Origin of the sequence: Sinosporangium album, from assembly GCF_900100605.1 — a bacterium.
Taxonomy (GTDB): domain Bacteria; phylum Actinomycetota; class Actinomycetes; order Streptosporangiales; family Streptosporangiaceae; genus Sinosporangium; species Sinosporangium album.
Genome location: NZ_FNCN01000025.1, coordinates 1 through 24143, shown reverse-complemented (window position 1 = coordinate 24143; position 24143 = coordinate 1). Strand labels below are relative to the sequence as shown.

Annotated in this window: 22 protein-coding genes; 16 read left to right on the top strand and 6 right to left on the bottom strand. The window is 70.2% G+C overall.

Annotation, left to right across the window (positions count from 1 at the left end):
• The first annotated feature begins 2 nt into the window (after positions 1–2).
• Entirely contained in the window at positions 3–767 is a 765-nt protein-coding gene (fabI, locus tag BLQ73_RS22590) for an enoyl-ACP reductase FabI (protein ID WP_093173091.1), read from the top strand.
• 198 nt (positions 768–965) lie between these two features.
• Here the strand turns inward: fabI and BLQ73_RS22585 are convergent, their stop codons facing one another.
• Positions 966–1952, bottom strand: a complete 987-nt coding sequence (locus tag BLQ73_RS22585) for a hypothetical protein (protein WP_143020381.1) — start codon at positions 1950–1952, stop codon at positions 966–968.
• Positions 1953–2085: 133 nt separating this feature from the next.
• On the bottom strand, positions 2086–3030 hold the full coding sequence (locus BLQ73_RS22580) for an aldo/keto reductase (protein ID WP_093173087.1): 945 nt from the start codon (positions 3028–3030) through the stop codon (positions 2086–2088).
• Between the two features lie 171 nt (positions 3031–3201).
• On the opposite strand from BLQ73_RS22580, the gene BLQ73_RS22575 reads away from it, so the two are divergent.
• The 5 genes from BLQ73_RS22575 (at position 3202) to mshC (ending at position 7513) form a co-directional block, all read left to right on the top strand.
• On the top strand, positions 3202–3912 hold the full coding sequence (locus tag BLQ73_RS22575) for a histidine phosphatase family protein (RefSeq protein ID WP_093173085.1): 711 nt from the start codon (positions 3202–3204) through the stop codon (positions 3910–3912).
• Positions 3913–3921: 9 nt separating this feature from the next.
• Positions 3922–4473 (top strand): DUF3090 domain-containing protein, encoded by a 552-nt coding sequence (locus BLQ73_RS22570; protein ID WP_093173083.1) that lies wholly within the window; start codon positions 3922–3924, stop codon positions 4471–4473.
• A gap of 25 nt (positions 4474–4498) precedes the next feature.
• Positions 4499–5260 carry an SCO1664 family protein gene (locus BLQ73_RS22565; RefSeq protein WP_093173081.1) on the top strand — a complete coding sequence of 254 codons (762 nt, stop codon included), beginning with the start codon at positions 4499–4501 and terminating at the stop codon, positions 5258–5260.
• Positions 5261–5296: 36 nt separating this feature from the next.
• On the top strand, positions 5297–6049 hold the full coding sequence (locus BLQ73_RS22560) for an NRDE family protein (protein ID WP_093173079.1): 753 nt from the start codon (positions 5297–5299) through the stop codon (positions 6047–6049).
• 234 nt (positions 6050–6283) lie between these two features.
• Positions 6284–7513 carry a cysteine--1-D-myo-inosityl 2-amino-2-deoxy-alpha-D-glucopyranoside ligase gene (gene mshC, locus BLQ73_RS22555; RefSeq protein ID WP_093173077.1) on the top strand — a complete coding sequence of 410 codons (1230 nt, stop codon included), beginning with the start codon at positions 6284–6286 and terminating at the stop codon, positions 7511–7513.
• 41 nt (positions 7514–7554) lie between these two features.
• Here the strand turns inward: mshC and def are convergent, their stop codons facing one another.
• Positions 7555–8040: a peptide deformylase gene (gene def, locus BLQ73_RS22550; RefSeq protein ID WP_093173075.1), complete on the bottom strand. Its 486-nt coding sequence runs from the start codon at positions 8038–8040 to the stop codon at positions 7555–7557.
• Positions 8041–8255: 215 nt separating this feature from the next.
• Between def and BLQ73_RS22545 the strand changes: the two genes are divergently transcribed.
• Complete coding sequence (locus BLQ73_RS22545; protein ID WP_093173073.1) at positions 8256–9395, top strand: uroporphyrinogen-III synthase; 1140 nt, start codon at positions 8256–8258, stop codon at positions 9393–9395.
• On the opposite strand, the gene BLQ73_RS22540 is transcribed toward BLQ73_RS22545, so the two are convergent.
• Both BLQ73_RS22540 and BLQ73_RS22535 read right to left on the bottom strand, forming a co-directional pair.
• Positions 9368–9922: a TetR family transcriptional regulator C-terminal domain-containing protein gene (locus BLQ73_RS22540; protein ID WP_093173072.1), complete on the bottom strand. Its 555-nt coding sequence runs from the start codon at positions 9920–9922 to the stop codon at positions 9368–9370. The genes BLQ73_RS22545 and BLQ73_RS22540 overlap by 28 nt on opposite strands.
• 751 nt (positions 9923–10673) lie before the next feature.
• The gene (locus tag BLQ73_RS22535; protein WP_093173070.1) at positions 10674–11528 is read right to left on the bottom strand and encodes a PAC2 family protein; all 855 of its coding nucleotides are present in this window, start codon (positions 11526–11528) and stop codon (positions 10674–10676) included.
• Between the two features lie 296 nt (positions 11529–11824).
• On the opposite strand from BLQ73_RS22535, the gene metH reads away from it, so the two are divergent.
• The 8 genes from metH (at position 11825) to BLQ73_RS22495 (ending at position 23023) form a co-directional block, all read left to right on the top strand.
• The gene (metH, locus tag BLQ73_RS22530) at positions 11825–15289 is read left to right on the top strand and encodes a methionine synthase (RefSeq protein ID WP_093173068.1); all 3465 of its coding nucleotides are present in this window, start codon (positions 11825–11827) and stop codon (positions 15287–15289) included.
• Positions 15286–16023 carry an HAD family hydrolase gene (locus BLQ73_RS22525; protein ID WP_338056641.1) on the top strand — a complete coding sequence of 246 codons (738 nt, stop codon included), beginning with the start codon at positions 15286–15288 and terminating at the stop codon, positions 16021–16023. The genes metH and BLQ73_RS22525 overlap by 4 nt, the downstream gene beginning before the upstream one ends.
• Before the next feature lie 88 nt (positions 16024–16111).
• A complete protein-coding gene (locus BLQ73_RS22520) occupies positions 16112–16618 on the top strand; it encodes a cellulose synthase (protein ID WP_093173181.1) in 507 nt (168 codons plus the stop codon).
• A 258-nt stretch (positions 16619–16876) separates the two neighbouring features.
• Complete coding sequence (locus tag BLQ73_RS22515; protein WP_093173066.1) at positions 16877–17860, top strand: ABC transporter permease; 984 nt, start codon at positions 16877–16879, stop codon at positions 17858–17860.
• A 59-nt stretch (positions 17861–17919) separates the two neighbouring features.
• Positions 17920–19683 (top strand): ABC transporter substrate-binding protein, encoded by a 1764-nt coding sequence (locus BLQ73_RS22510; protein ID WP_093173179.1) that lies wholly within the window; start codon positions 17920–17922, stop codon positions 19681–19683.
• A 92-nt stretch (positions 19684–19775) separates the two neighbouring features.
• Positions 19776–20795, top strand: a complete 1020-nt coding sequence (locus BLQ73_RS22505; protein WP_093173064.1) for an ABC transporter permease — start codon at positions 19776–19778, stop codon at positions 20793–20795.
• The gene (locus BLQ73_RS22500; protein WP_093173062.1) at positions 20792–21886 is read left to right on the top strand and encodes an ABC transporter ATP-binding protein; all 1095 of its coding nucleotides are present in this window, start codon (positions 20792–20794) and stop codon (positions 21884–21886) included. The genes BLQ73_RS22505 and BLQ73_RS22500 overlap by 4 nt, the downstream gene beginning before the upstream one ends.
• Before the next feature lie 114 nt (positions 21887–22000).
• Positions 22001–23023, top strand: coding sequence for an ABC transporter ATP-binding protein (locus BLQ73_RS22495; protein WP_093173060.1), 1023 nt, complete (start codon positions 22001–22003; stop codon positions 23021–23023).
• A gap of 12 nt (positions 23024–23035) precedes the next feature.
• Here the strand turns inward: BLQ73_RS22495 and BLQ73_RS22490 are convergent, their stop codons facing one another.
• Complete coding sequence (locus BLQ73_RS22490) at positions 23036–23719, bottom strand: response regulator (protein WP_093173058.1); 684 nt, start codon at positions 23717–23719, stop codon at positions 23036–23038.
• Positions 23720–23868: 149 nt separating this feature from the next.
• Between BLQ73_RS22490 and BLQ73_RS22485 the strand changes: the two genes are divergently transcribed.
• Positions 23869–24143 (top strand): helix-turn-helix domain-containing protein (locus BLQ73_RS22485; protein ID WP_176955607.1); only part of this gene is annotated, 275 nt, incomplete at its 3' end.

The window sequence follows — 24143 nt, the reverse complement described above, 5'->3', positions numbered from 1 at the left end:
CCATGGGACTTCTCGAAGGCAAGCGCATCCTCGTCACCGGAGTCCTCACCGACTCCTCCATCGGCTTCTCCGTGGCGAAGATCGCCCAGCAGGAGGGGGCGAGCGTCGTCCTCACCGGGTTCGGCCGCCTCAGCCTCGTCGAGCGCATCGCCAAGCGCCTGCCCGAGCCGGCGCCGGTGATCGAGCTCGACGTGCAGAACACCGAGCACCTGGACACGCTGGCCGACCGGGTCGGCCAGCACCTCGACGGGCTCGACGGCGTCGTCCACTCCATCGGCTTCGCCCCGCAGACCGCCCTCGGCGGCAACTTCCTCAACACCTCATGGGAGGACGTCGCCACCGCCCTGCAGATCTCCACCTACTCCTTCAAGTCCCTGGCGGTGGCCTGCCTGCCGCTGATGAAGGAGGGCGGCTCCGTCGTCGGCCTCGACTTCGACGCGACCAAGGCGTGGCCCGTCTACGACTGGATGGGCGTCGCCAAGGCCGGGCTCGAGTCCTGCTCCCGCTATCTGGCCCGCGACCTCGGCCCCCAGGGCATCAGGGTCAACCTGGTGGCCGCCGGGCCGCTGCGCACCATGGCCGCCAAGAGCATCCCCGGCTTCAGGGAGTTCGAGGACAGCTGGCCCGCCAAGGCGCCGCTCGGCTGGGACCTCGCCGACACCGTGCCCGCCGCCAAGGCGTGTGTGGCGCTGCTGTCCGACTGGTTCCCCGCCACGACGGGCGAGATCGTCCACGTCGACGGCGGCGTCCACGCCATGGGAACCTGACGCCGCCCGCCATGCGACCCGGGGCGCCCCGGCCGTTCGGCCACGCGCCCTGTGCGACGTTCACGCCCGCCACCCGTGCCCCGGGTGGCGGGCGGACGCCGTACGTTTCAGGTGATGCGGCAGGCGTCCGCCGTGCGGGGCGCGCGGCGGACGCCTGCCGCGCCGCCGCTGGGCCGCCGCTGGGCCGCCGCCGTCCGGTCAGGCCAGCCGGTGCCGACCTCGGGGACGAACCGGCTCGAACGGGATGGTCTCCTTACGCGGCTGCTGCCTCTTCGCATAGACGAACCGCGTGGCGAGAAGCGCCGACAGCAGCAGCGCCATGGTGAGCGACGTGCCGAGGGCGTCCGGCTTCCGGGCCGACGGCGTCACGACCTTCTCGCCGCTCACCTTGTCGTTGAGCAGCTCCTGGAGCGGCACGGGCCAGACCAGCGGCACCCTGGCCGTCTCCACGTCGACCCGGGGGGCCTCCTTCCCCGGCTTCCCGTCCTCGTCCCGCCGGTTCCGCGGCTCCGCGCCCGCGCCCGCGCCCACTTCCGTGCTGTCGACGAAGTGGGGCCGCCGCTCGGGGGTGTACGGCTGCCCGACGGCCGGCTCGGCCGGGCGCTCGTCCCGCTTGTTCGGGGCCGTCGTGCGAGAAGACGGTGCGGCGGCCTCGCCGCCGGTGCGCTCGCAGTCGCCGCGCGTACGGCACGAGCCGTCGGCCGCGGCCTTGGACTCGTCCGCGTCGGTCTGCCGCCGTTCAGGCTGCTGCCGTTCGGCGCCCGGCTTCTGCTCCTGCACAGAGGGCGGTGTCGGCTCGGAAGCGGGACGGCGAGACTCCTCCGGCTCCGGCGCGGGCGCGGGCTTCTCCTCCGGCTTGGGTGAGGGGGGCTTGGAAGTGGGGGCCACGGAACCCACGCCGTTGAACACGGATGTCGTGGTGTCGGACAGAGGCTTTGTGACCGAGGACAACGACCCTCCGGTCAGCTCGTCGACGGCGTCGGTGACACCGTTGACGACCTCGCACAGCCCCCCGGTCAAACCGGAGAGCAGACCCCCTTCCTTCTCGCAGGTGCGGGCCGAGGCGCTCCCGGCGAGGCCACCCACTGTGGCCTGTGCGGGTGCGGCGGCCCACACGGGCAGCGCGCCCAAGGTCAGCGCCAGGGCTCCTGCCGAAATCGCGGCTGCCCGGCGTCCAGTCTCCATCTCTTCCCCCTCGGACGTAAACGGTGACCCCTCCTGTCACCCGTTGACAGTTTTGTGGGGACGGCGAATCTTTCCATAAAAAGTCTCGGTTCGGTATCGATTAGTGATACGCGAATGCGCTTCTCATTCCCGATCATTCCGTCGCCGAGACGTCGTCCAAGGCGTCGCGGATCTCCACGGGAAGGGTCAGATCCTCGGCCAAGAGGATGCCGGTGAGCTGGGTGCTCGTCCGGGCCCCCACGATGGCCGCGCAGACGCCCGGCTGGTCTCGCACCCACGACAGCGCGACCGACAGCGGGGACACGGCGAGCCCCTCGGCCGCCGTGGTGACCGACTCGACGATGCGGCGGCAGCGTTCGTCGAGATAGGGACGGACGAAGTCCGCGAAATGCGGAGTGGCCGCGCGGGAGTCCGCCGGCACCCCGGTTCGGTATTTACCGGTCAGCACTCCCCGCCCCAGAGGCGACCAGGCGAGCACCCCGGCCCCGAGGTGCTCGGCGGCCGACAGGACCTCCCGCTCCGCGTCCCTGGCCAGCAGCGAATACTCCACCTGCGCCGACACGATCGGGGTGCGCCCCAGAGCCCCCTGGTGCACCGCCGCCGCGGTCAGCTGCCACCCCGCGTAGTTGCACACCCCCGCGTACGCGGCGCGGCCGGTGGACACGATCGTGTCCACCGCCGCCAAGGTCTCCTCCAGCGGCACCTCGGAGTCGAAGGCGTGGAGCTGCCACAGATCCACGTCGTCCACCCCGAGCCTCGCCAGCGAGGCGTCGACCGCGGCGATCAGATGCCGCCGCGAGGCGTCCCGCGGACGCCGCGAGGCGGGCGTCAGCACCGCCTTCGTCGCGATCACCAGCTCCGAGCGCGGAACCGTTTCGCGCAGCAGGCGCCCGAGCAGGCGCTCGGCCTCGCCGCCCGTGTAGACATCCGCGGTGTCGATCAGCGTGCCACCCGCGTCGGCGAACGTGCGGAGCTGCAGCGCCGCCTCCTCAGGCCCGGTGTCACGCCCCCAGGTCATCGTCCCGAGACCCAAGCGGGACACCGACAGCCCGCTCCGTCCGACATAACGCTGCTCCATGGTCGGCTTAGGGTACCGCCTGGGCAGGGAGAACCTCGGGTTAGGCTGCCGCGACCCGCCGATGTTGCCCGTCTCTGGCGGGCTTTGCCGGGGAGGTGGGAGCTCGCCGGAGTGGGGTGGGGATCGTGGGGGCGGGAGCCGTACGGCATGGCCCGCCGTACGCTGTGCTGTGTGACGACGTTGCTCCTGGCCCGGCATGGCCTGACGCATTTGACTGGACCTGTTCTCGCCGGGTGGACGCCGGAGCTACCGCTGAGCGAGGCCGGGCGCGCCCAGGCCAAGGGGCTGGCGGAGCGGCTGGCCCCGCTGCGGCTGGACGCGATCGTGTCCAGCCCTCTGGACCGCTGCGTCGAGACGGCCGGGGCCGTGGCGGAGGGGCGGCAGACCGAGGTGGCGCTCGACGAGCGGTTCGGTGAGTGCGGCTACGGCGACTGGACCGGGCGGCCGATCGAGGAGCTGGCGCGCGAGCCGCTGTGGAGGGTGGTGCAGGCGCATCCGAGCGCGGTGGTGTTCCCCGGAGGGGAGGCGCTCGCCGACGTCCAGCACCGCGCGGTCGCCGCGGTCCGCGAGTGGAACGCGCGGCTCGGCCCGCGGGGGGTCTACCTCGTGTGCAGCCACGGTGACGTGATCAAGGCGATCGTGGCGGACGCGCTCGGCCTGCACCTCGATCAGTTCCAGCGGATCACGGCCGACCCCGCCTCTCTGACGGCCATCCGCTACACCCCCTTGCGCCCCTTCCTCCTCAGGCTCAACGACGTCGGGGGGGACGTGTCCGGTCTTCAACCTCCCAAGGAGAGCCCGGAGGATTCGGAGTCCGCTGAGGGGGCAGAAAACCACACCGAGAGCGACGCCGCCGTCGGCGGCGGAGCCGGAACCACGTAAGGTCGGGTTATGCCGGTCTTCGACTACGATCCGCCCGAGAGGTTCGTGGCCGGTGCCGTGGGGCAACCGGGATCACGCGCCTTCTTCCTGCAGGCCCGCGCGATCGGCAGGCTGACGACGGTGGCGCTGGAGAAGTTCCAGGTCGCCGCGCTCGCCGACCGGTTGGACGAGCTGCTCGACGAGGTGCTCCGCAGGAGCGGCGGGCGGGCCCGCATCCCGGTCGTGGCCCCCGCCGAGCTGGCCGACGAAGGCCCGCTCGACCTTCCCATGACGGAGGACTTCCGGGTCGGCACCATGACCCTCGGCTGGGACCCCGAGTCGTCCCAGGTGGTGATCGAGGCCCAGGAGCTCACCGACGACGAGGACGAGATCGAAGGGCCCGACCCGGCCGTCCTACGGGTGCACATCAGTGCCGGTGAGGCACGGGCCTTCTCCAAGCGAGCGCTCCAACTTGTCGCGGCGGGCCGTCCGGCCTGTCCGCTGTGCAGTCAGCCTGTGGAAGCGGAGGGCCATATCTGCGTGCGTCTGAATGGATACCGTGCCGGCCAGGGTGGTGTGTGATCGAGCCGATCCAGGAAGAGGCGGCATGAGCGCCGAAAGCGAGCCCGCGGTGAGCGCGGCGCCCATGCCGGGAATCGATGACGACACCGCGTTGAAGCTGCTCCGGGAGGGCCGCCTCGAGGTCGCCGGCCGGCTGGTCCAGGCGACCAACATGACGCTTTACTGTTCGGTCAGGCTGGGCGATCTCGCTGCGGCCTGCGTGTACAAGCCAGTGCGGGGGGAGCGGCCGCTGTGGGATTTTCCCGACGGCACCCTGGCCGCCCGCGAGGTGGCCGCTTTCGAGGTGTCGGCCGTGACGGGGTGGCGCATCGTCCCGCCGACCGTCTACCGCGACGGCCCGTTCGGTCCGGGGATGTGTCAACTGTGGATCGAGAGCGACCGCGACATCGACCTCATGGCGCTGGTCCGCAGCCGCCACCCCGCGTTGCGGCGCATGGCCGTGTTCGACGCGGTGGTCAACAACGCCGACCGCAAGGGCGGGCATCTGCTGCCGCTGCCCGACGGGCATGTCTACGGCGTCGACCACGGGGTCTGCTTCTCCTCCTCGGACAAGTTGCGCACCGTGCTGTGGCAGTGGCGCAACAAGTCCCTGTCCCGCGAGGCGGTCAACGTCCTGGCCCGTCTCGACCGTGAACTGGAGAACGGTCGCCTGGGCCGGCGGCTCCGCGAGCTGCTGACCCCCGCCGAGGCGGACGCCACCGCGGCCCGGGTGCGCCGGCTGCTCGACAGCGGCGTCCACCCGGTCCCCTCCAGCGACTGGCCGGCCGTCCCCTGGCCGCCCATCTGAGCACTCGCAGGTTCGGGTTCAGGAGGTCTCCCCACCGTGTGCACCGTTGTCGTCGACATCGACCCGGCGTCGGCCGTCCCTCTTCTGCTCGTCGGAGTCCGCGACGAGCTCGCCGGTCGGCCTTCCCGCGGGCCCGGTGAGCACTGGCCGGGGCTGCCCGGCGTGCTCGGGGGCATCGACCTGCGGGCGGGGGGCACCTGGCTGGCCGCCGAGCCGTCCGCCCCCCGGGTGGCCGCCCTGCTGAACGCCCAGGGTGTCCCCGCCTCCGACGACCGGCGGGTGTCTCGGGGGGAGCTGCCGCTGCGCACCGTCCGCGGCGGTGAGCCGCCGGAGGGCGACCTGCGCCGCTACGACCCGTTCCACCTGCTCCTCGGGGACGCGCACGATGTGCGCTTGTGGACCTGGGACGGCGTACGGCTCAGCCAGGACAAGCTTCCTCCCGGCACCCATGTGATCGGCAACCGGGGGTGGGCGGCGCCCGGTGACGAGAAGGCCGATTTCTTCGGCCCGCGTTTCGCCGCCGCGCCTCGGCCGCCGGTCGCGGAGGCGGCGATCTCGGCGGCGCCGGAGGAGTTCTGGGGCGAGTGGCTGGAGTGGGCCTCCGGCGCCGGCCTGCCGTACGACGACCCTCGGGCGATGGTCGTGCGGCACGAGACGGCCGACGGGCAGGTGTGGGGGTCGCTGTCGGTGACGTTGGTCGCACTCGTCGACGGGGCCCTGCGCTACGACTTCCGGGTGCTCGGCGACGATCCGGGACCGTGGGAGCGGGTGCTTCCGGCGCTGCCGTAGTGGGGCCGCGGGGGGTGCCGCCATGGCGGGGTCACGCAGTGGTCATGGCGTGGGTAGCGCGTGGTCCTGGCATGGTCATGGCGTGGTCATGACGTGGTCATGACGTGGGCAGCGCGCGGTCACGACGCGGAGCACCGGTGTGGCGCCGTAAGTCGGAGACGGTTGAGGTGAGTTGAGGGGAAATGTCACCCCCAGGGTGATCCGGGTGGTCTGCGGCATGGATAGGCTCAAGGCATGCGATCGTGGTCTGCTCCGAAGCTCCCTCGGCTCCCCGGCGTCGGCACTCCGGTGCGGCTCTACGACACGGCTTCCCGTGAGGCCAGGCTGACCGAGCCCGGCTCCACTGCGAAGATCTACGTGTGCGGCATCACGCCGTACGACGCCACACACCTCGGCCACGCCAACACCTACCTCGCCTTCGACCTGGTCAACAGGGCCTGGCGGGACGCGGGGCACGAGGTGCACTTCACCCAGAACGCCACCGACGTGGACGATCCCCTTTTGGAACGTGCCGAAAGCACCGGTGAGGACTGGCGCGAACTCGCCGAGCGCGAAATCGAGCTGTTCCGCAGCGACATGGAGGCGCTGCGGGTGCTGCCGCCCCGCGAATACGTCGGCGTCACCGAGGTCGTCGATCAGGTCGCCGACCTGATCGCGGTGCTGCGCGACAAGGGCGCGACCTACACCCTCGACGGCGACGTCTACTTCGACGTGGCCGCCGCCCCCAAATTCGGCGCGGTGTCGGGCTACTCCGAGCAGGAGATGCTCGCCCTGTTCCCCGAGCGCGGCGGAGACCCCGACCGCCCCGGCAAGAAGCACCCCCTGGACTGGCTGCTCTGGCGCGCCGAGCGCCCCGGCGAGCCGTCCTGGCCCTCGCCGTTCGGCCCCGGCCGCCCCGGCTGGCACGTGGAGTGTACGGCCATCGCCCTCGCGTCCCTCGGTCCCGGCTTCGACGTCGCCGGCGGCGGCTCGGACCTGATCTTCCCCCACCACGAGATGGGCGCCTGCGAAGGCCACGTCGCCACCGGCGAATGGCCGTTCGCCAAGTCCTACGTGCACGCCGGCATGGTCGCGCTCGACGGCGAGAAGATGTCCAAATCCCGGGGCAACCTCGTCTTCGTGTCGCGGCTGCGGGCCGAGCACGACCCGATGGCCGTGCGCCTCGCCCTCCTCGCGCACCACTACCGCGAGGACTGGGAGTGGACCCCCGACCAGATCGGCACCGCCGAGACGAGGCTCGCCCGGTGGCGCGCCGCCGCGGCCCTCCCCGCGGGGCCCGCGGCCGAGGGCCTCCTGGAGCAGGTCCGCGACCGCCTCTCCGACGACCTCGGCGCCCCCGGCGCCCTCGCCGCTGTCGACGCCTGGACCGAGCGCGCCCTCACCGAGGGCGGCGGCGACGCGTCCGCCCCCGCCCTCGTCCGCGACCTCGCCGACGCCCTCCTCGGCGTCGACCTGTCCACCTGACCGCTCCCGCGGCCGGCCCGCCCCGGCGGTCCGGCCCGCGGTCAGCCGGGGAGGTCGGCCTGGGCGAGGAAGCGCTCGCGTTCGTCGCCGGGCAGGTGATCGATGAACAGGACGCCGTCCAGGTGGTCGATCTCGTGCTGGAGCACCCGGGCGAGGACGCCGATGGCGCGGACGGCGACCGGTCGGTCGTGCATGTCGCGCCCCCGCGCGGTGACGGCGTAGGCGCGGTCGAGCGGCCACCAGTGCCCAGGGGCGGACAGGCACGCCTCGTCCGCTGTGATCCTGCGCTCGGAGAGTTCGAGGCGCGGATTGATGATGTGCCCGGACTTGCCGTCATAGGCGTAGGCGACCACGCGGAGCGGGACCCCCACCTGGGGAGCGGCCAGCCCGGCGCGTCCGGATCCGGCGCGCATGGTCGCGGTGAGGGATTTGACCAGAGAACGCAGCTCTTTGTCGAAGGTCGTCACCCGTTCGGACACTTCGCGCAGAACGGGATCGCCGAACACGCGGATCTGCCGAACGGTCATAGAGCCCTCCCCGAGCCACGGCGACACGCAGACGATGCCCGTGACGCGACCGGCCCAACCACGCATGAACTCACGTGAAATCGCCCGTCCGGCACTCGTCACCACAAGATCCTAGTGGTGGGGAAACAGCGGAAACACGCCGCGACATGCCCGCCGTAGCACAGCGGTAACCGGCCGGACCCAATCGCGAAACGGTCAGGCCGCACGATCGGACCATGCTGGAGACGGCGCCTGACGCGCTGGCCGGGTTCACCATCGGGATCACCGCGACCAGGCGTCACGACGAGTTGCGCGCATTGCTGGAGCGCAGGGGAGCGCGGGTGGTCGGCGCGCACGCCATCCGCCTGGCCCCCGCCGCCGACGACGGAGACCTGCTGGCCGCCACGCGGGCCGTGCTGGCCGCCCCGGTCGACGACGTCGTGGTGACCACCGGGGCGGGCTTCCAGGACTGGATGGACGCCGCCGAGGGATGGGGTCTCGGTACGGCCCTGAGCGCCCGCCTGGCGCAGGCCAGACTGCTGGCCCGGGGGCCCAAGGCGACAGGCGCGGTGCGCGCCGCCGGCCTGCGGGAGCACGGCGCCTACCGGGGCCAGTTCTGCGAGGAGATCGCCCGCCACCTGCTCGCGCAGGACCTCCGCGGCAGGAGGATCGCCCTGCTGCCGCACGGTGAGCCGCTTCCCGCGCTGGCCGAGGCGTTACGCGCCGCCGGGGCCGAGGTGATCGAGCTGCCGCTCTACCGGTGGCTGCCCGGTCACGACACGGCCCCGCTGCGCCGGTTGATCGCCTCGGCGGCGTCGGGCGGGCTCGACGCGGTGGCCTTCACCAGTGCGCCGGCCGTACGCGCCACCCTGGCCGCCGCCCGCGGGGACGGGCTGGAGCAGGATCTGGTGAAGGCGTTCTCGGGGCCGGTCGTCGCCGCCTGCGTGGGTCCGGTGAGCGCAGGTCCGCTGCTCGCGCTCGGGGTGCCGGTGCTCCAACCGGAGAGGTTCCGGCTCGGCGCCCTGGCCCGTACCTTGGTCAGGCACCTGCCGGAAAGCGGGGTGATCCGCCTGTCCGCCGGAGGTCACGAGCTAGAGATCCGCGGCCACGCGGTGGCCGTCGACGGCGAGTTGCGCCCGCTGCCGCCCGCGCCGATGGCGGTGCTCAAGCGGCTGGCCCGCCGTCCAGGGCATGTCGTCGCCCGTTCCGAACTACGCACCGTCCTGCCTGGCGGTGCGTCCCGGGATTCCGCCGAACACGCGGTCGAGATGGCTGTGACGCGGCTGCGCAGGGCCCTTGGCCGCGCCGGCATCGTGGAGACCGTCGTGAAGCGGGGCTACCGGCTCGCCTACGACAGGTGGTCGGTGATCCCCTGACACCCGGGCGGGGCGGCCGGAGTGAGCCGCAGTTCCCGCACGATCTCCTCCGCGCAGTCGTCTCGCGACGGGCCCGCGCCGGCCCCGGAGAACAACTCATCGTAGGCACGTCTGAAGCAGCCCGCCAGGAACAATCTGGCGCTGCCGACCGGATCCACGTCCGCGCGGACACGTCCGGCCCGCTGCTCGGCGGCCAGATAGTCCGCGAGCGGCTGGATCTCCGACATCGGCCCGAGTTCGGCGTCACGCTGCGCCTCACGGAACCGTACGGTCACCCGCGGCGAGGTGAACGCCGGGAGCTGTGCCGAGTGCACATCGGCGTAGTAGTCGATCCCGGCTCGGGCGATCGGTAGAAGATTGTCGTTGACATTACCCTTTCCGATGAGGTTGCTGAGGTCGTGCAGGATGCGCAGCCACAGGGGCAGCCGGTCCTGGAGGAGGGCAAGGAATCTGTCCACCGCCTGTCCCGAGGCGGCGTGTCTGACGTGGGGGTGTGCCGCCGCGTCCTCGCCGTCGTCGCGCTTCATGTACCCAGCGATCTCCAGGACGCGACGTCGCGTGTCCTGTGTTCTCTGGTGCGGTTCAAGCTGGGGAATCGCCATAGTTGCCCTAACGTGCGCAGTCTTGAGAGTCGCGCTCACACGGATCCTCGCTGGTTGTCGGACCCGGCTCGCCGCTCGTACACCGACGTTTACAGAGCCGCGTTCTCCTGATAGTGGGATTCATTACCGGCAGCCGTTCCGTAGCGGGGGCAAACCGCACGGAACGGATGGCGCTCAGTGGCGCTCATTATTACCTGAAAACTAGGAGAAATGGTGAAATTGACGAGAAGTCTCAGCAAGCCTTCAGGAGAAGGGTAGGAGTGGGCCTGCAAGCGGCCATGGAGGCCCTGGTCAGGCCGGTCAGAGGCCGTTCAGGGGGCCGTGCGGCCCCTCGCTCCACCCGGGCGTGTCGCGCCTCTCGGCGCCTTTCGCCCCGCGGGTGAGCAGCCCGATCCGCAGGCCACTACGAGGCCCGTTTCGCGGATTTCGGCCGTCCTATGACTTTTAGTCAGGCCCTCGTGTGCCGCCGCGTTCGCGCCGCGCCCTCACCGCGTCCGCCCCGCGTCCGCCCACGCCGTGTCGGCCGTGCCCTGGCCGTGTCGCGGTCGGCTGTGTGCCGCCGCCATGTGCCATCTCGGGGCGGCGGGCTCTGGGCGGAGGGCCGCGCCGTACGGCACGGCGGGAGGGGCGCCGCCCCGCGGCGGGGCGGCGGAGACCCGGCGCGTGAGGGTGGGGATCAGCCGTCGGTGTCGTGGTCTCTTCGGCGCAGATAGCGCTCGAACTCCGCGGCGATGGCGTCGCCGCTGGCCTCGGGCAGCTCGGCGGCGTCTTTGCGCTCCTCCAGCTCCCGCACGTATTCGGCCACTTCGCTGTCCTGAGACGCGAGCTCGTCCACCCCGTGTTCCCAGGCCCTCGCCTCCTCGGGCAGCTCGCCGAGCGGCATCGGGATGTCGAGCAGGTCCTCGACCCTGCGCAGCAGCGCCAGCGTCGCCTTCGGATTCGGCGGCTGCGCCACATAATGCGGCACCGACGCCCACAGCGAGATCGCCCGCATGCCCGACGCGCCGAGCGCCTGCTGAAGCACGCCGACGATGCCCGTCGGCCCCTCGTAGCGGGTCACCTCCAGGTTGATCGATCGGGCGAGCCCCGGATCGCTCACCGTGCCCGCGATCGGCACCGGCCTCGTGTGCGGCGAGTCGTTCAGAAGCGCCCCGAGCAGCACGGCCGTCTCCACGCCCACCTCCCGGCAGATCACCACGATCTCCTCGCAGAACGTGCGCCACCGCATGTTCGGCTCGATGCCCCGCAGAAGCACCACGTCACGATCCATCCCCGGCGGGCGGGCATAGGAAAGCTTCGTCGTGGGCCACGTGATCGACCGGGTCAGCCCTTCGCCCAACTCGACGATCGGCCGGGTAACCTGAAAGTCGTAATAATCCTCCGGATCGAGGGCGATCAGAGGTGTCGCCTTCCAGGTCGTCTCCAGGTGCGTGACCACACCGCTGGAGGCCTCACCCGCGTCGTTCCACCCTTCGAACGCCGCGATGAGCACCGGATCGACGAGCTCGGGGAGCCCTTCGAGCTCGATCACGCGCCGTCTCCTCTCACTGTTTGGGATAAGCCTATGCCGTGTGGCCCCCCTCGCGTTACGTGAGCGGCGAGCCGACCCGAAGTGAGCACCTCGCGAGCGCAGCGAGCCCTTGGCCAACGGAGGGGAGTGCGAGTGCGACCGTGGGCGGGTGAGCGGCGAGCCGACCCGAAGTGAGCACCTCGCGAGCGCAGCGAGCCCTTGGCCAACGGAGGGGAGTGCGAGCGCGACCGTGGGCACCTCAGAGGCGAGTGTGGAGGTCGGGGGCCGGGTGGGGGGTTTCCCGTAGTCTGGGGCGCATGACTGTCTCGCCGGCCTTTCGTGAGGTCCTAGCGCGGCGCGTCATGGTCGCGGACGGCGCCATGGGGACGATGTTGCAGGCCCATGAGGTGACCCTCGACGATTTCGAGGGCCATGAGGGCTGCAACGAGATCCTCAATGTCACCAGGCCGGACATCGTGCGGGCGGTGCACGACGCCTACTTCGAGGTGGGCGTCGACTGCGTCGAGACCAACACATTCGGCGCCAATCTCGGCAACCTCGGCGAATACGATATCGCCCACCGGATCTATGAGCTGTCGTCGGCGGGGGCCCGGCTGGCGCGGGAGCGGGCGGAGCACTGGTCGACGCCGGAGTGGCCGAGGTTCGTGCTGGGGTCGATCGGGCCGGGGACGAAACTCCCGACGCTGGGGCACGTCTCCTACGCGGCGCTGCGGGACTCGAACGAGGAGAACGCCAGGGGGCTGATCGACGGCGGCGCCGACGCACTGATCATCGAGACGTGCCAGGACCTGCTCCAGGTGAAGGCGGCGGTCGTGGGAGCGCGGCGGGCCGTGGCGGCGTCCGGGCGGGACGTGCCGATCATCGCCCAGGTGACGATCGAGACGAACGGTGCGATGCTCCTCGGCTCGGAGATCGGGGCCGCGCTGACGGCGATCGAGCCGCTCGGCATCGATGTGATCGGCCTCAACTGCGCGACGGGTCCGGCGGAGATGAGCGAGCACCTGCGCTACCTCGCCCGGCACGCCCGCCTGCCCCTGTCGTGCATGCCCAACGCGGGCCTCCCCGAGCTGACCTCCGAGGGCGCGCGTTACCCGCTGTCGCCGACGGCGCTGGCCGACGCGCACGAGACCTTCACGAGGGACTACGGCCTGAGCCTGGTGGGCGGCTGCTGCGGCACCACACCGGAGCATCTGCGGCGGGTGGTTGAGCGGGTGCGCGGGCAGGAGCCCGCGGCGCGGCGGCCGAGGCCGGAGGCCGGGGCGTCCTCGCTGTACCAGACGGTGCCGTTCCGGCAGGACACCTCTTTCCTGGCGATCGGCGAGCGCAACAACGCCAACGGTTCGAAGGCGTTCCGCGAGGCGATGCTGGGCGGCCACTGGGACGAGTGCGTCGAGATCGCGCGGGGGCAGGCCAGGGACGGCGCCCACATGCTCGACCTGTGCATCGACTATGTGGGGCGGGACGGCGTCGCCGACATGAAGGAGCTGGCCTTCCGCCTGGCCACCGCCTCCACGCTGCCGATCATGCTGGATTCGACCGAGCCCGATGTGCTGCGCGCAGGTCTGGAGATGCTCGGCGGCCGGGCGGTCGTCAACTCGGTCAACTACGAGGACGGCGACGGGCCCGATTCGCGCTTCACCAGGATCATGCGGCTGGTGAAGGAGCACGGCGCGGCCGTGGTGGCGATGTGCATCGACGAGGAGGGGCAGGCGCGCACGGCCGAGTGGAAGGTCCGCGTCGCCCGGCGCGTCATCGAGGACCTCACCGGCGCCTGGGGCGTGCCGGTCGAGGACATCGTGGTCGACTGCCTCACGTTCCCCGTCGCCACCGGCCAGGAGGAGACGCGGCGCGACGGCGCGGAGACCGTCGAGGCCATCCGGGAATTGAAGCGGCTCTATCCGGCGGTGCAGACCACGCTGGGCGTGTCCAACATCTCCTTCGGGCTCGACCCGGCCGCCCGTGTGGTGCTCAACTCGGTCTTCCTCAGCGAGTGCGTCAACGCGGGGTTGGACTCGGCGATCGTGCACGCCTCCAAGATCCTGCCGATGGCCCGCATCCCCGAGGAGCAGCGCCAGGTCGCGCTGGATCTGGTCTACGACCGCCGCCGCGACGGCTACGACCCGCTGCAGCGGTTCATGGAGCTGTTCGAGGGCGTCGATGTGGGCGCCCTGCGGGCGGACAGGGCGGCGGAGCTGGCCGGGCTGCCGCTGTGGGAGCGGCTCAAACGGCGCATCGTGGACGGGGAGCGCAAAGGGCTTGAGGCCGATCTGGCCGAGGGCCTGTCGCGGCGGCCGGCCCTGGAGATCGTCAACGACGTGCTGCTGGACGGCATGAAGACCGTCGGCGACCTGTTCGGCGCGGGGCAGATGCAGTTGCCGTTCGTGCTGCAGTCGGCCGAGGTGATGAAGGCCGCGGTCGCCTACCTCGAACCCCACATGGAGCGGGTGGAGGGTGAGAGCAAGGGCCGCATCGTGCTCGCCACGGTCAAGGGCGACGTGCACGACATCGGGAAGAACCTCGTCGACATCATCCTGTCCAACAACGGCTACGAGGTGATCAATCTCGGCATCAAGCAGCCGGTGTCGGCGATCCTCGAGGCCGCCGACGAGGAGCGCGCCGACGTCATCGGCATGTCGGGCCTGCTGGTCAAGTCCACGGTCGTGATGCGGGAGAACCTGGAGGAGATGAACACCAGAGGCGTGGCGGGCCGCTACCCGGTGCTGCTCGGCGGGGCCGCGCTGACCAGGGCCTACGTCGAGCAGGACCTCGCGGGTCTGTTCGACGGAGACGTCCGTTACGCCCGCGACGCCTTCGAGGGGCTGCGCCTGATGGACGCCTTCATGGCGGTGAGGCGCGGAGACCGGGGCGCGGCGCTGCCGCCGCTGCGCGAGCGGCGCGTCAAGGCCGGCGCCGTACTCGAGCGCACCCCGGTGGACGCGCTTCCGGCCCGGTCGGACGTGGCGTCCGACAACCCGGTGCCGGCGGCGCCGTTCCTCGGGGTGCGGGTGGTGAAGGGCATCCCGCTGGCGGACTACGCCGCCTACCTCGACGAGCGGGCCACGTTCATGGGGCAGTGGGGTCTGAAGGCGGCCCGGGGCGGCGACGGCCCCTCCTACGAGGAGCTGGTCGAGTCCGAGGGGAGGCCCAGGCTCCGCATGTGGCTGGAGCGCATGCAGACCGAGGGGCTGCTGGAGGCGGCGGTGGTCTACGGCTACTTCCCGTGCGTCAGCGAGGGCGACGCGCTGGTCGTGCTCTCCGCCGACGGCGCCGAACGCACCCGCTTCACCTTCCCGCGCCAGCGCCGCGACCGGCACCTGTGCCTGGCCGACTTCTTCCGCTCCCGCGAGTCGGGCGAGGCCGACGTGGTGGCGTTCCAGGTCGTGACGATGGGCCACCGCGTCAGCGAGGCCACCGCCGAGCTGTTCGCCAAGAACTCCTACCGCGATTACCTGGAGCTGCACGGGCTGTCGGTGCAGCTCACCGAGGCCCTGGCGGAATACTGGCACGCCCGGGTGCGGGCGGAGCTCGGGATCGGCGGCGGCGAGTCGCCGGCCGACACGCTCAAGGTGGCGTTCCGGGGCTGCCGCTACTCCTTCGGCTACCCCGCGTGCCCCAACCTGGAGGACCAGGCGCAGTTGGTGGAGCTGCTCGACCCGTCGCGCATCGGCGTGACGCTGTCGGAGGAGTTCCAGCTCCACCCGGAGCAGGCCACCTCCGCTCTCATCTCGCATCATCCCGAAGCGAGATACTTCAACGTTTGACGAACATCCGTCTCCTGATCGTCTCCGCGCCGGGGCCGTCCCGGGCGGAGCTTTTCCGGCATGTGAAACACGACGAGGGGTTAGAGGCGAGAGTGGACGCTGTCTTCTTCGACATGGACGGGCTGCTGGCCGACACCGAGAAGGTCTGGCTGCGTGTCGAGACCGAGGTCATGGAGCGCCTGGGCGGCGAGTGGAGCCACGAGCACCAGCGGAACCTGGTCGGCGGCTCGATGGAGCGCGCGGTCGACTACATGCTCGCGGTGTCGGGGGCGGACGTCCCGGCGCACGCCGTACGGCAGTGGCTCATCGACGGGATGCTCCGCCGCCTCGGCGAGGGCGTCGAGGTGATGCCGGGCGCTCTGGAGCTGCTGACCTCCGTGGTAGAGGCGGGGGTGCCGGTGGCGCTGGTGACGTCGTCTCTGCCGGAGATCGCCGACGCCGTGCTCGAGAGCGTCGGCCGCGACCGGTTCGACGCGATCGTGACCGCCGGGGACGTACGGTGCCCGAAGCCCGATCCGGAGCCCTATCTGAAGGCGTGCGCCCTCGTCGGGGCGCGGCCCGCGCGCAGCGTGGTGCTGGAGGACTCCCCGAACGGCGTGGCCGCGGCGTCGGCGGCGGGATGCCAGGTGGTGGCCGTGCCCAGCCTGCTCCCCATCGAACCCGTGCCGGGACGCGTCGTCGTCTCCTCGCTTCTGGACGTGGATCTGCCGTTTTTGAGGTCGCTCATCCCTTAGGGGGATTTCCCCTCCCTGAGGAGGAGCGTGCGCCGCGCGTCCGCGTGCCAGGATGGAATGGCAGGACGCGACGAAGGGGGCGGCACCGATGTACGACCAGATCGCATGGTTCCCGCTGTGCGCCGGGCTGACCGCGGTGGGGCTGGTGCTCAGCTTCCTCGCGTTGCGGCGCAAGGGCGTGGCGGCGGGGCTGCGTGCTGCGGCCTGGTCGCTCGTGCCGCTCGCGGCCTACCTGCTGGGCGCCGTGCAGACGCTGTGGAACGTCGGCTCCGCCATCGTCGGCTTCTTCACGGGCCTGGTCTTCTCGCCGTCGGTGTGGGCCGGGGTGGCCCTGACGGGGCTCGCGGTCGTGCTCTACCTCGTCTCCGGTGTGCTGTACACCAAGGGCGGCGGGTCCACGCGCGCCTCACGCAGGGCCGCCAAGGGCGGCGCCGCTTCCACCGCGGCGCCCTCGGCAGGGCCCGCCACGCCCGCGGGCCGGAAGCAGGCGCCCGCCGCGCCGCAGCGTCCCCAGGTGCCGCAGGGCCGCAAGCAGGCGGCCGACGACGACTTCTCCGACATCGAGGACATCCTCCGTCGGAGAGGCATCAGTTAAGTTTGTTTCGGCTTTTGGTGTCACAGTTCCGAGACGTAACTAAAACGCCGTCCAGACATTTCCCATAAGATCAAAACGAATGAGTTTCGCCGGAATCACGGTTAAGCCACAGCCTGTGTCAAGGGGCTGGTCAGAGCCGCCCGGCCCATAGATTCTGCCTCCTGAGGTCCGCACTTCGGATCTCTGCCGACATGTCACCTTTACCGTGGGTGTCATGGCGGCCGGACTCTGTTGTCTGGCGCTCAGGGGGCCTGGGAAATGACCGCACCGCTCGACGTTTCACCAGGGGAGGGGGTCGCTCCTCCCGTGTCGGGCGGGGGCGTGGCGATCCAGGGAAGGTCCCTCAGTCAAATCGCCTGGGCGCGCCTCAAGCGAGACCGGGTGGCGATGGCCGGCCTGGGGGTCGTGGTCTTCCTGGTGCTCGTCGCGGTCTTCGCCCCGGTCATCGTGGGCCTGCTCGGACACCCGCCGCTGGAGCACCACCGCAGCATGGTGGACGCCACGACCCAGGTGCCGAAGGGCGCCTTCGGCGGCATCAGCACCGACTTCCTCTTCGGTGTCGAGCCGCAGAACGGGCGCGACATCTTCAGCCGCGTCGTCTACGGCGCGCGCGTGTCCCTCCTGATCGCCTTCCTCGCCACCCTGCTGTCGGTGGTGATCGGCACGGTTCTCGGCGTCATCGCGGGCTTCATGGGCGGATGGGTCGACACCCTGATCAGCCGGGCGATGGACGTCTTCCTCGCCTTCCCGATCCTGGTGTTCGCCATCGCGCTCGCCGGCGTCGTGCCCGACGAGGCGCTCGGCCTGTCCGGAGACGCGCTCCGGATCGCGCTCCTGGTCTTCATCATCGGCTTCTTCAACTGGCCCTACATCGCGAGGATCATCCGGGGCCAGACCCTGTCGCTACGTGAGCGGGAGTTCGTCGACGCGGCGCGGAGCCTGGGAGCGCGCACGCCGTACATCGTCTTCCGCGAGCTGCTGCCGAACCTCATGGCGCCGATCCTGATCTACGCCACGCTGCTGATCCCGACGAACATCCTGTTCGAGGCGGCCCTGTCCTTCCTCGGCGTCGGGGTGCGCCCGCCGACGCCGACGTGGGGCGGGATGCTCGCCGACGCGGTGCGCTACTACACCATCCCGCACTTCGCGATCTTCCCCGGGCTCGCGATCTTCCTCACGGTCCTGGCCTTCAACCTCTTCGGGGACGGCCTGAGGGACGCCCTCGACCCGCGCGCTCGCTGAGCGTGACGTCCTGACCAGCCCGTCCGCAGTTCCTACCAACGAGGGGTGTGTTCCGCTACATGAAGAGAAAACCCACACTGGCAACGATTGCTCTGGGGGCCGTGCTCGCCCTGGGCCTTTCCGCCTGCGGAGGAGGAGGAACCGAGTCGAGTGGCGGCGGGAGCAAGCCCGCGGAGGCCAAGGGCAGTTTCAACGCGGCCCTGACCGCGGCGTTCAACCCGTCCACCAAGAAGGGCGGCACCCTCAAGTTCGCCAACCCCGGCGAGTGGGACTCTCTTGACCCGGCCGATACGTACTACGCCTACACCTGGAACTTCATCCGGCTGTACGGCCGCGCCCTGGTGATGTTCAAGTCCGCCCCCGGACCCGATGGCAGCACCGTGGTGCCAGACCTGGCCGAGAGCCTCGGCAAGCCGAGTGACGACTTCAAGACGTGGACCTATACCCTCCGCAAGGGCCTGAAGTACGAGGACGGCAGCCCGATCACGTCCAAGGACGTGAAGTACGCGGTGCAGAGGTCGATCGACCGGGAGACGTTCCCGAACGGCCCGACGTACCTGAACACCATGCTCAATTGGCCGAAGGACTACAAGGGCCCCTACAAGTCCAAGGGCGCCGACGTCGACTCGGCCATCGAGACCCCCGACGACCACACGATCGTCTTCAAATTGAAGCAGCCCTACTCCGGCTTCGACTACCTGGCCCAGATGCCGGTCACGATGCCGGTCCCCGAGGCCAAGGACACGGGCTCGAAGTACCAGGAGCACGTGATCTCCTCGGGCCCGTACATGTTCGAGAAGAACGAGATCGGCAAGGGCTTCAGCCTCGTCCGCAACCCCCATTGGGGGGACGACCCGAATCGGCCCGCGCTGCCCGACAGGATCGAGGTCCAGCTCAAGGTCAACGCCGACGACATGGACAACCGCCTGCTCTCGGGTGACATCCATGTGGACGTCACCGGCAACGGCGTGAGCTCCGCCGCGCAGGGCCGTGTCCTGCAGGACCAGAACCTGAAGGGCGGCACCGACAACGTGGCGCAGCAGCGGCTCTGGTACACCTCGGTCAACCCCACGGTGAAGCCGCTCGACAACATCGACTGCCGCAAGGCCGTCCTCTACGCCACCGACCGCGCCGGCTACCAGGCCGCGTTCGGCGGCGAGTTCGCCGGCGGCGAGATCGCCACGGGCCTGCTGCCTCCGACGGTGCCGGGCTTCGAGAGGTTCGACCTCTACCCGGCCGGCGCCGACAACACCGGCGACCTGAACAAGGCCAAGGAGCATCTGGCCAAGTGCGGACAGCCGAACGGCTTCGAGACCAACATCTCCTACCGCGCCGAGCGGCCCAAGGAGAAGGCGACCGCGGAGGCCCTTCAGCAGGCCCTCGGCCGGGCCGGCATCAAGCTGACGCTCAAGCCGTACCCGCAGGGCGACTACTTCTCGCTCTACGCCGGTAAGCCGTCGTTCGTCGTGGAGAACAAGCTGGGTCTGGTCATCAACGGCTGGGGCTCGGACTACCCCGACGGCTACGGCTTCCTCCAGCAGATCGTGGACAGCCGCGTTATCCGTCCGGGTGGCGGCTCCTCCAACACCAGCGTCCGCATCCCGGATGTCGACGCCCTGATCGACAAGTCGCTCACCGAGCCCGACGCCGCCAAGCGGCTGCCGATCTGGGCGCAGATCGACAAGCGCGTCATGGAGGAGGCGGTCATCCTGCCCGGTGTGTGGGCCAAGACGCTCCTCGTCCGCGGTAAGGGGCTGACGAACGTCTACGCCAGCGACAGTCAGCAGATGTACGACTACGTCGGTCTCGGCGTGCAGCAGTAGCGGCAACGGCCACGTCAACGAGTAGTTAGGCAGGTGAAGGCGAGGGTGTCCGCCGGGGAGGAAATCCCCGGCGGACACCGGGGCCGGGCACTGTGGTCACATACATCATCAGGCGCCTGATCGCGGCGATCCTCATGCTCCTCATCGTGAGCATGGTCACCTTCGCGATCTTCTTTCTGGTGCCGCGGCTCGCGGGGGCGACACCGGAGGGCATGGCCAGCCGCTACGTCGGCAGGACGGCGAACGCCGAGACCGCCAAGCTGGCGGCCGAACGGCTCGGATTCAACGATCCGGTCGTCGTGCAGTACGGCAACTACATCAAGGGCATCGTCTTCGGCGCCGAATACGACTACGGCCCCGGCGTCGAGAAGTGCCCCGCCCCCTGCCTGGGGTACTCCTTCATCACCCGCCAGCCCGTCCTGAACGATCTGATCGACCGGTTCCCGGTGACACTGTCGCTCGCGGTCGGCGCGGCGGTCATCTGGGTGCTCGCCGGCGTCTCGATCGGCGTGCTGTCGGCGCTCAGACGCGGGAGCCTGTTCGACCGGGCCGCCATGACGGTCGCGCTGGCGGGCGTGTCACTGCCCATCTTCTTCACCGGGCTGATATCCCTGGTGGTGTTGAGTTACGGAAATCCGTTCTCGATATTCGCCCAAGGCGGGCATTACACGCCCATTACCGAGAATCCCATTGAGTGGGCATACAACCTGATCCTTCCGTGGATCACACTGGCCTTCCTCTTCGCCGCCGGATATGCCCGACTTACTCGGGCGGGGATGCTCGACACCATGAACGAGGATTACATCCGTACGGCACGAGCCAAGGGACTGCCCGAGCGCACCGTGGTCGCCAAGCACGGCCTGCGGGGAGCCCTCACCCCGATCGTCACCATCTTCGGCCTGGACTTCGGGCTGCTCATCGGCGGTGCCGTACTCACGGAGAGCACGTACTCCTTGCAGGGGCTGGGTAAATACGCCGTGGACGCGATCACCAACAACGACCTGCCGAAGGTCATGGGCGTCACCCTGCTGACCGCCGTGTTCGTGATCGCGGCGAACCTGATCGTGGACCTCCTCTACGCGGTGGTCGACCCGAGAGTGAGGCTGTCTTGAGCCGTGCGGACAACTCCGCGGACGCCTCGCCGGCGCCCCCGTCGTACCTCGAACTCCGCGACCTGCGCATCCACTTCCCGACCGACGACGGCCTGGTCAAAAGCGTCGACGGCCTGTCGTTCCGGCTCGACCGCGGCAAGACCCTCGGCATCGTGGGCGAGTCCGGATCCGGCAAGAGCGTCACCAGTCTCGGCATCCTCGGCCTGCACAACCGGCGCAACGCTCGCGTGTCCGGCGAGATCTGGCTGGACGGCGAGGAACTCGTGACCGCGCCCCCGGACGCCGTCCGGGCGTTGCGCGGCAAGAAGATGGCGATGATCTTCCAGGATCCGCTGTCCGCCATGCACCCCTACTACACGGTCGGCAACCAGATCATCGAGGCGTACCGCATCCACAACAAGGTCACCAAGGCGGTCGCCCGCAAGCACGCGGTCGACATGCTCGGGCGCGTCGGCATCCCCCAGCCGGACCGCCGCGTGGACGACTACCCTCACGAGTTCTCCGGCGGCATGCGCCAGCGCGCGATGATCGCGATGGCGCTGTCCTGCGACCCCGAACTGCTCATCGCCGACGAACCCACCACCGCGCTCGACGTGACGGTGCAGGCGCAGATCCTCGACCTGATGCGCGACCTCCAGCGCGAGTTCGACTCCGCCCTGATCATCATCACCCACGACCTCGGCGTCGTGGCCGAGCTGTCGGACGACATCCTGGTGATGTACGGCGGCGCATGCATCGAGTACGGCTCCACCGACGACATCTTCTACCGCCCCGAACACCCCTACACGTGGGGGCTGCTGAGCTCGATGCCCCGGCTGGACCGCGAGCCGACCGAACGGCTGCTGCCCATCAAGGGCACCCCGCCGTCCCTGATCAACGTTCCCCCCGGATGCGTGTTCAGCCCCCGCTGCCCCTACGCCGACCGCACCGGAGACCGCGCCGCGACCGAGGTGCCCGAACTGCTTGAGACGCGCGCCGGACACGGGGGCCATGGCGGCCACGGGGGCCATATGGTCCGCTGCCACATGCCGCCCGCGGAACGGCGCTCACTCTGGGAGAACGACGTCAAGCCGATGCTGGAGACGACGTGAGCACCCCCCGCGAACCTCGCCCCGCACCTGGCCCTGCATCCGGCCCTGCACCCGGCCCTGCACCTGCCCCCGCATCTCACCTCGCGCCTCACCGCACGCCGAAGAGGATGAACCATGTCCGCTGAGCCGCTCCTGTCCGTCACGGACCTGAGCAAGCACTTCCCCGTGACCAAAGGACTGCTGAAGCGCCAGGTCGGCGCCGTCAAGGCCGTCGACGGGGTGAGCTTCGACGTCATGCAGGGCGAGACGCTCGGCGTGGTCGGCGAGTCGGGGTGCGGCAAGACGACCACCGGACGGCTCATCACCCGGCTGCTCGAACCGAGCGGCGGGACGGTCGTGTTCGAGGGCCAGGACATCACCCACATGTCGCAGAAGAGGCTCCGGCCGCTGCGCCGCGACATGCAGATGATCTTCCAGGACCCCTACTCGTCGCTGAACCCCCGCCACACCGTCGGCACGATCGTGGGCGCGCCGTTCCACATCCAGGGCATCAAAACCGAGCACGGCGTCAAACGCGCGGTCCAGGACATCCTCGCCCTCGTCGGGCTCAACCCCGAGCACTACAACCGCTACCCGCACGAGTTCTCCGGCGGCCAGCGGCAGCGCATCGGCATCGCCCGCACCCTCGCCCTCAAACCGAGACTGATCATCGCCGACGAGCCGGTGTCGGCCTTGGACGTGTCCATCCAGGCGCAGGTCGTCAACCTCCTCGCCGACCTCCAGGAGGAACTCGGCCTGACCTACGTCGTCATCGCCCACGACCTGTCCGTCGTGCGCCACATCAGCGACCGCGTCGCCGTGATGTACCTCGGCAAGATCGTCGAGATCGGCCGGCGCAAGAGCCTCTACACGGCCCCCCTGCACCCCTACACCAACGCGCTCCTGTCGGCCGTCCCCATCCCCGACCCGAGGGGCCGGTCGGAGCGCGAGCGCATCCGGCTCCAGGGCGACGTCCCGAGCCCGCTGAACCCGCCCCCGGCCTGCCGGTTCCACACGCGCTGCTGGAAGGCCCAGGACGTGTGCAAGACCGTCGAGCCCGTGCTCGCCGAACGCGCCGACGGGCACCAGGTGGCCTGCCACTTCCCCGAGAACGCGCCCGCCGTCCCCGACGGCGTGCCGGAGCCGACCGCCGGGTGACCCGGCGCCAGGTCAGGGGAGGGCACCGGGGGTGATGAGGCCCACCTCGTAGGCGAGGACGACGGCCTGGACCCGGTCCCGCAGGGTGAGCTTGGTGAGGACGTTGCCGACATGGGTCTTGACGGTGGTCTCGCTGACGACCAGCTTGGCGGCGATCTCGGCGTTGGACATGCCCCGGGCGATGAGCTTGAGGACTTCCAGCTCACGCTCGGTGAGCCGGTCGAGCCGTGCGGGGGGGCTCTGCTGGTACGCCGAGGGCAGGCGGCCCGCGAAACGGTCCAGAAGGCGGCGGGTAACGCTCGGGGCGACGATGGCGTCGCCGCCGGCGACGACCCGGATGGCCTGGACGAGCTCGTCGGGCGGCACGTCCTTGAGCAGGAAGCCGCTGGCGCCGGCGCGCAGCGCCTCGACGATGTACTCGTCGAGGTCGAAGGTGGTGAGCACGAGCACCCGGGGCACGTGGGCCCCGCCGGTGGCCTCCTTGACGATGCGCCGCGTCGCCTCGATGCCGTCGACGCCGGGCATGCGGATGTCCATGAGCACCACGTCGGGCAGCAGGGCGCGGGACTGGTCCTGGGCGGCCTTGCCGTCCCCCGCCTCCCCGACCACGGTGATGTCGGTCTCGGCCTCCAGGATGAGACGGAATCCGGTGCGCAGCAGTGGCTGATCGTCCACGAGCAGCACTCTGATAGTCATCAGGAATCTCCGAGGAGACCCCCGCCTTCAGGCGGGGGAGGAAGCGGACACCCTGCGGAGCAGGGCAGGGGCAGGCGGTCCGCCGCCGGGCGAAACGCCGTACGAACATATGCGCGAGTCTCGACCGATCGAGCGATAGGGTCCGAGGCGTGGCGCAGATCGTGAAGCGGGCCTACAGGTACCGCTTCCACCCGACCCCCGGACAGGCCGCCGAGCTTGCCCGGACGTTCGGCTGCGTCCGCCTCGTCTACAACAAGGCGTTGGAGGAGCGGACCCGCGCCTACAGGCTGGAAGGCCGCCGCGTCTCCTATGCGGAGTCGTCGGCCGCGCTGACCGCGTGGAAGCGCGGCGGCGACTACGACTTCCTGTTCGAGGTGTCGTCGGTTCCGCTGCAGCAGGCGCTGCGCCACCTGCAGGCGGCGTT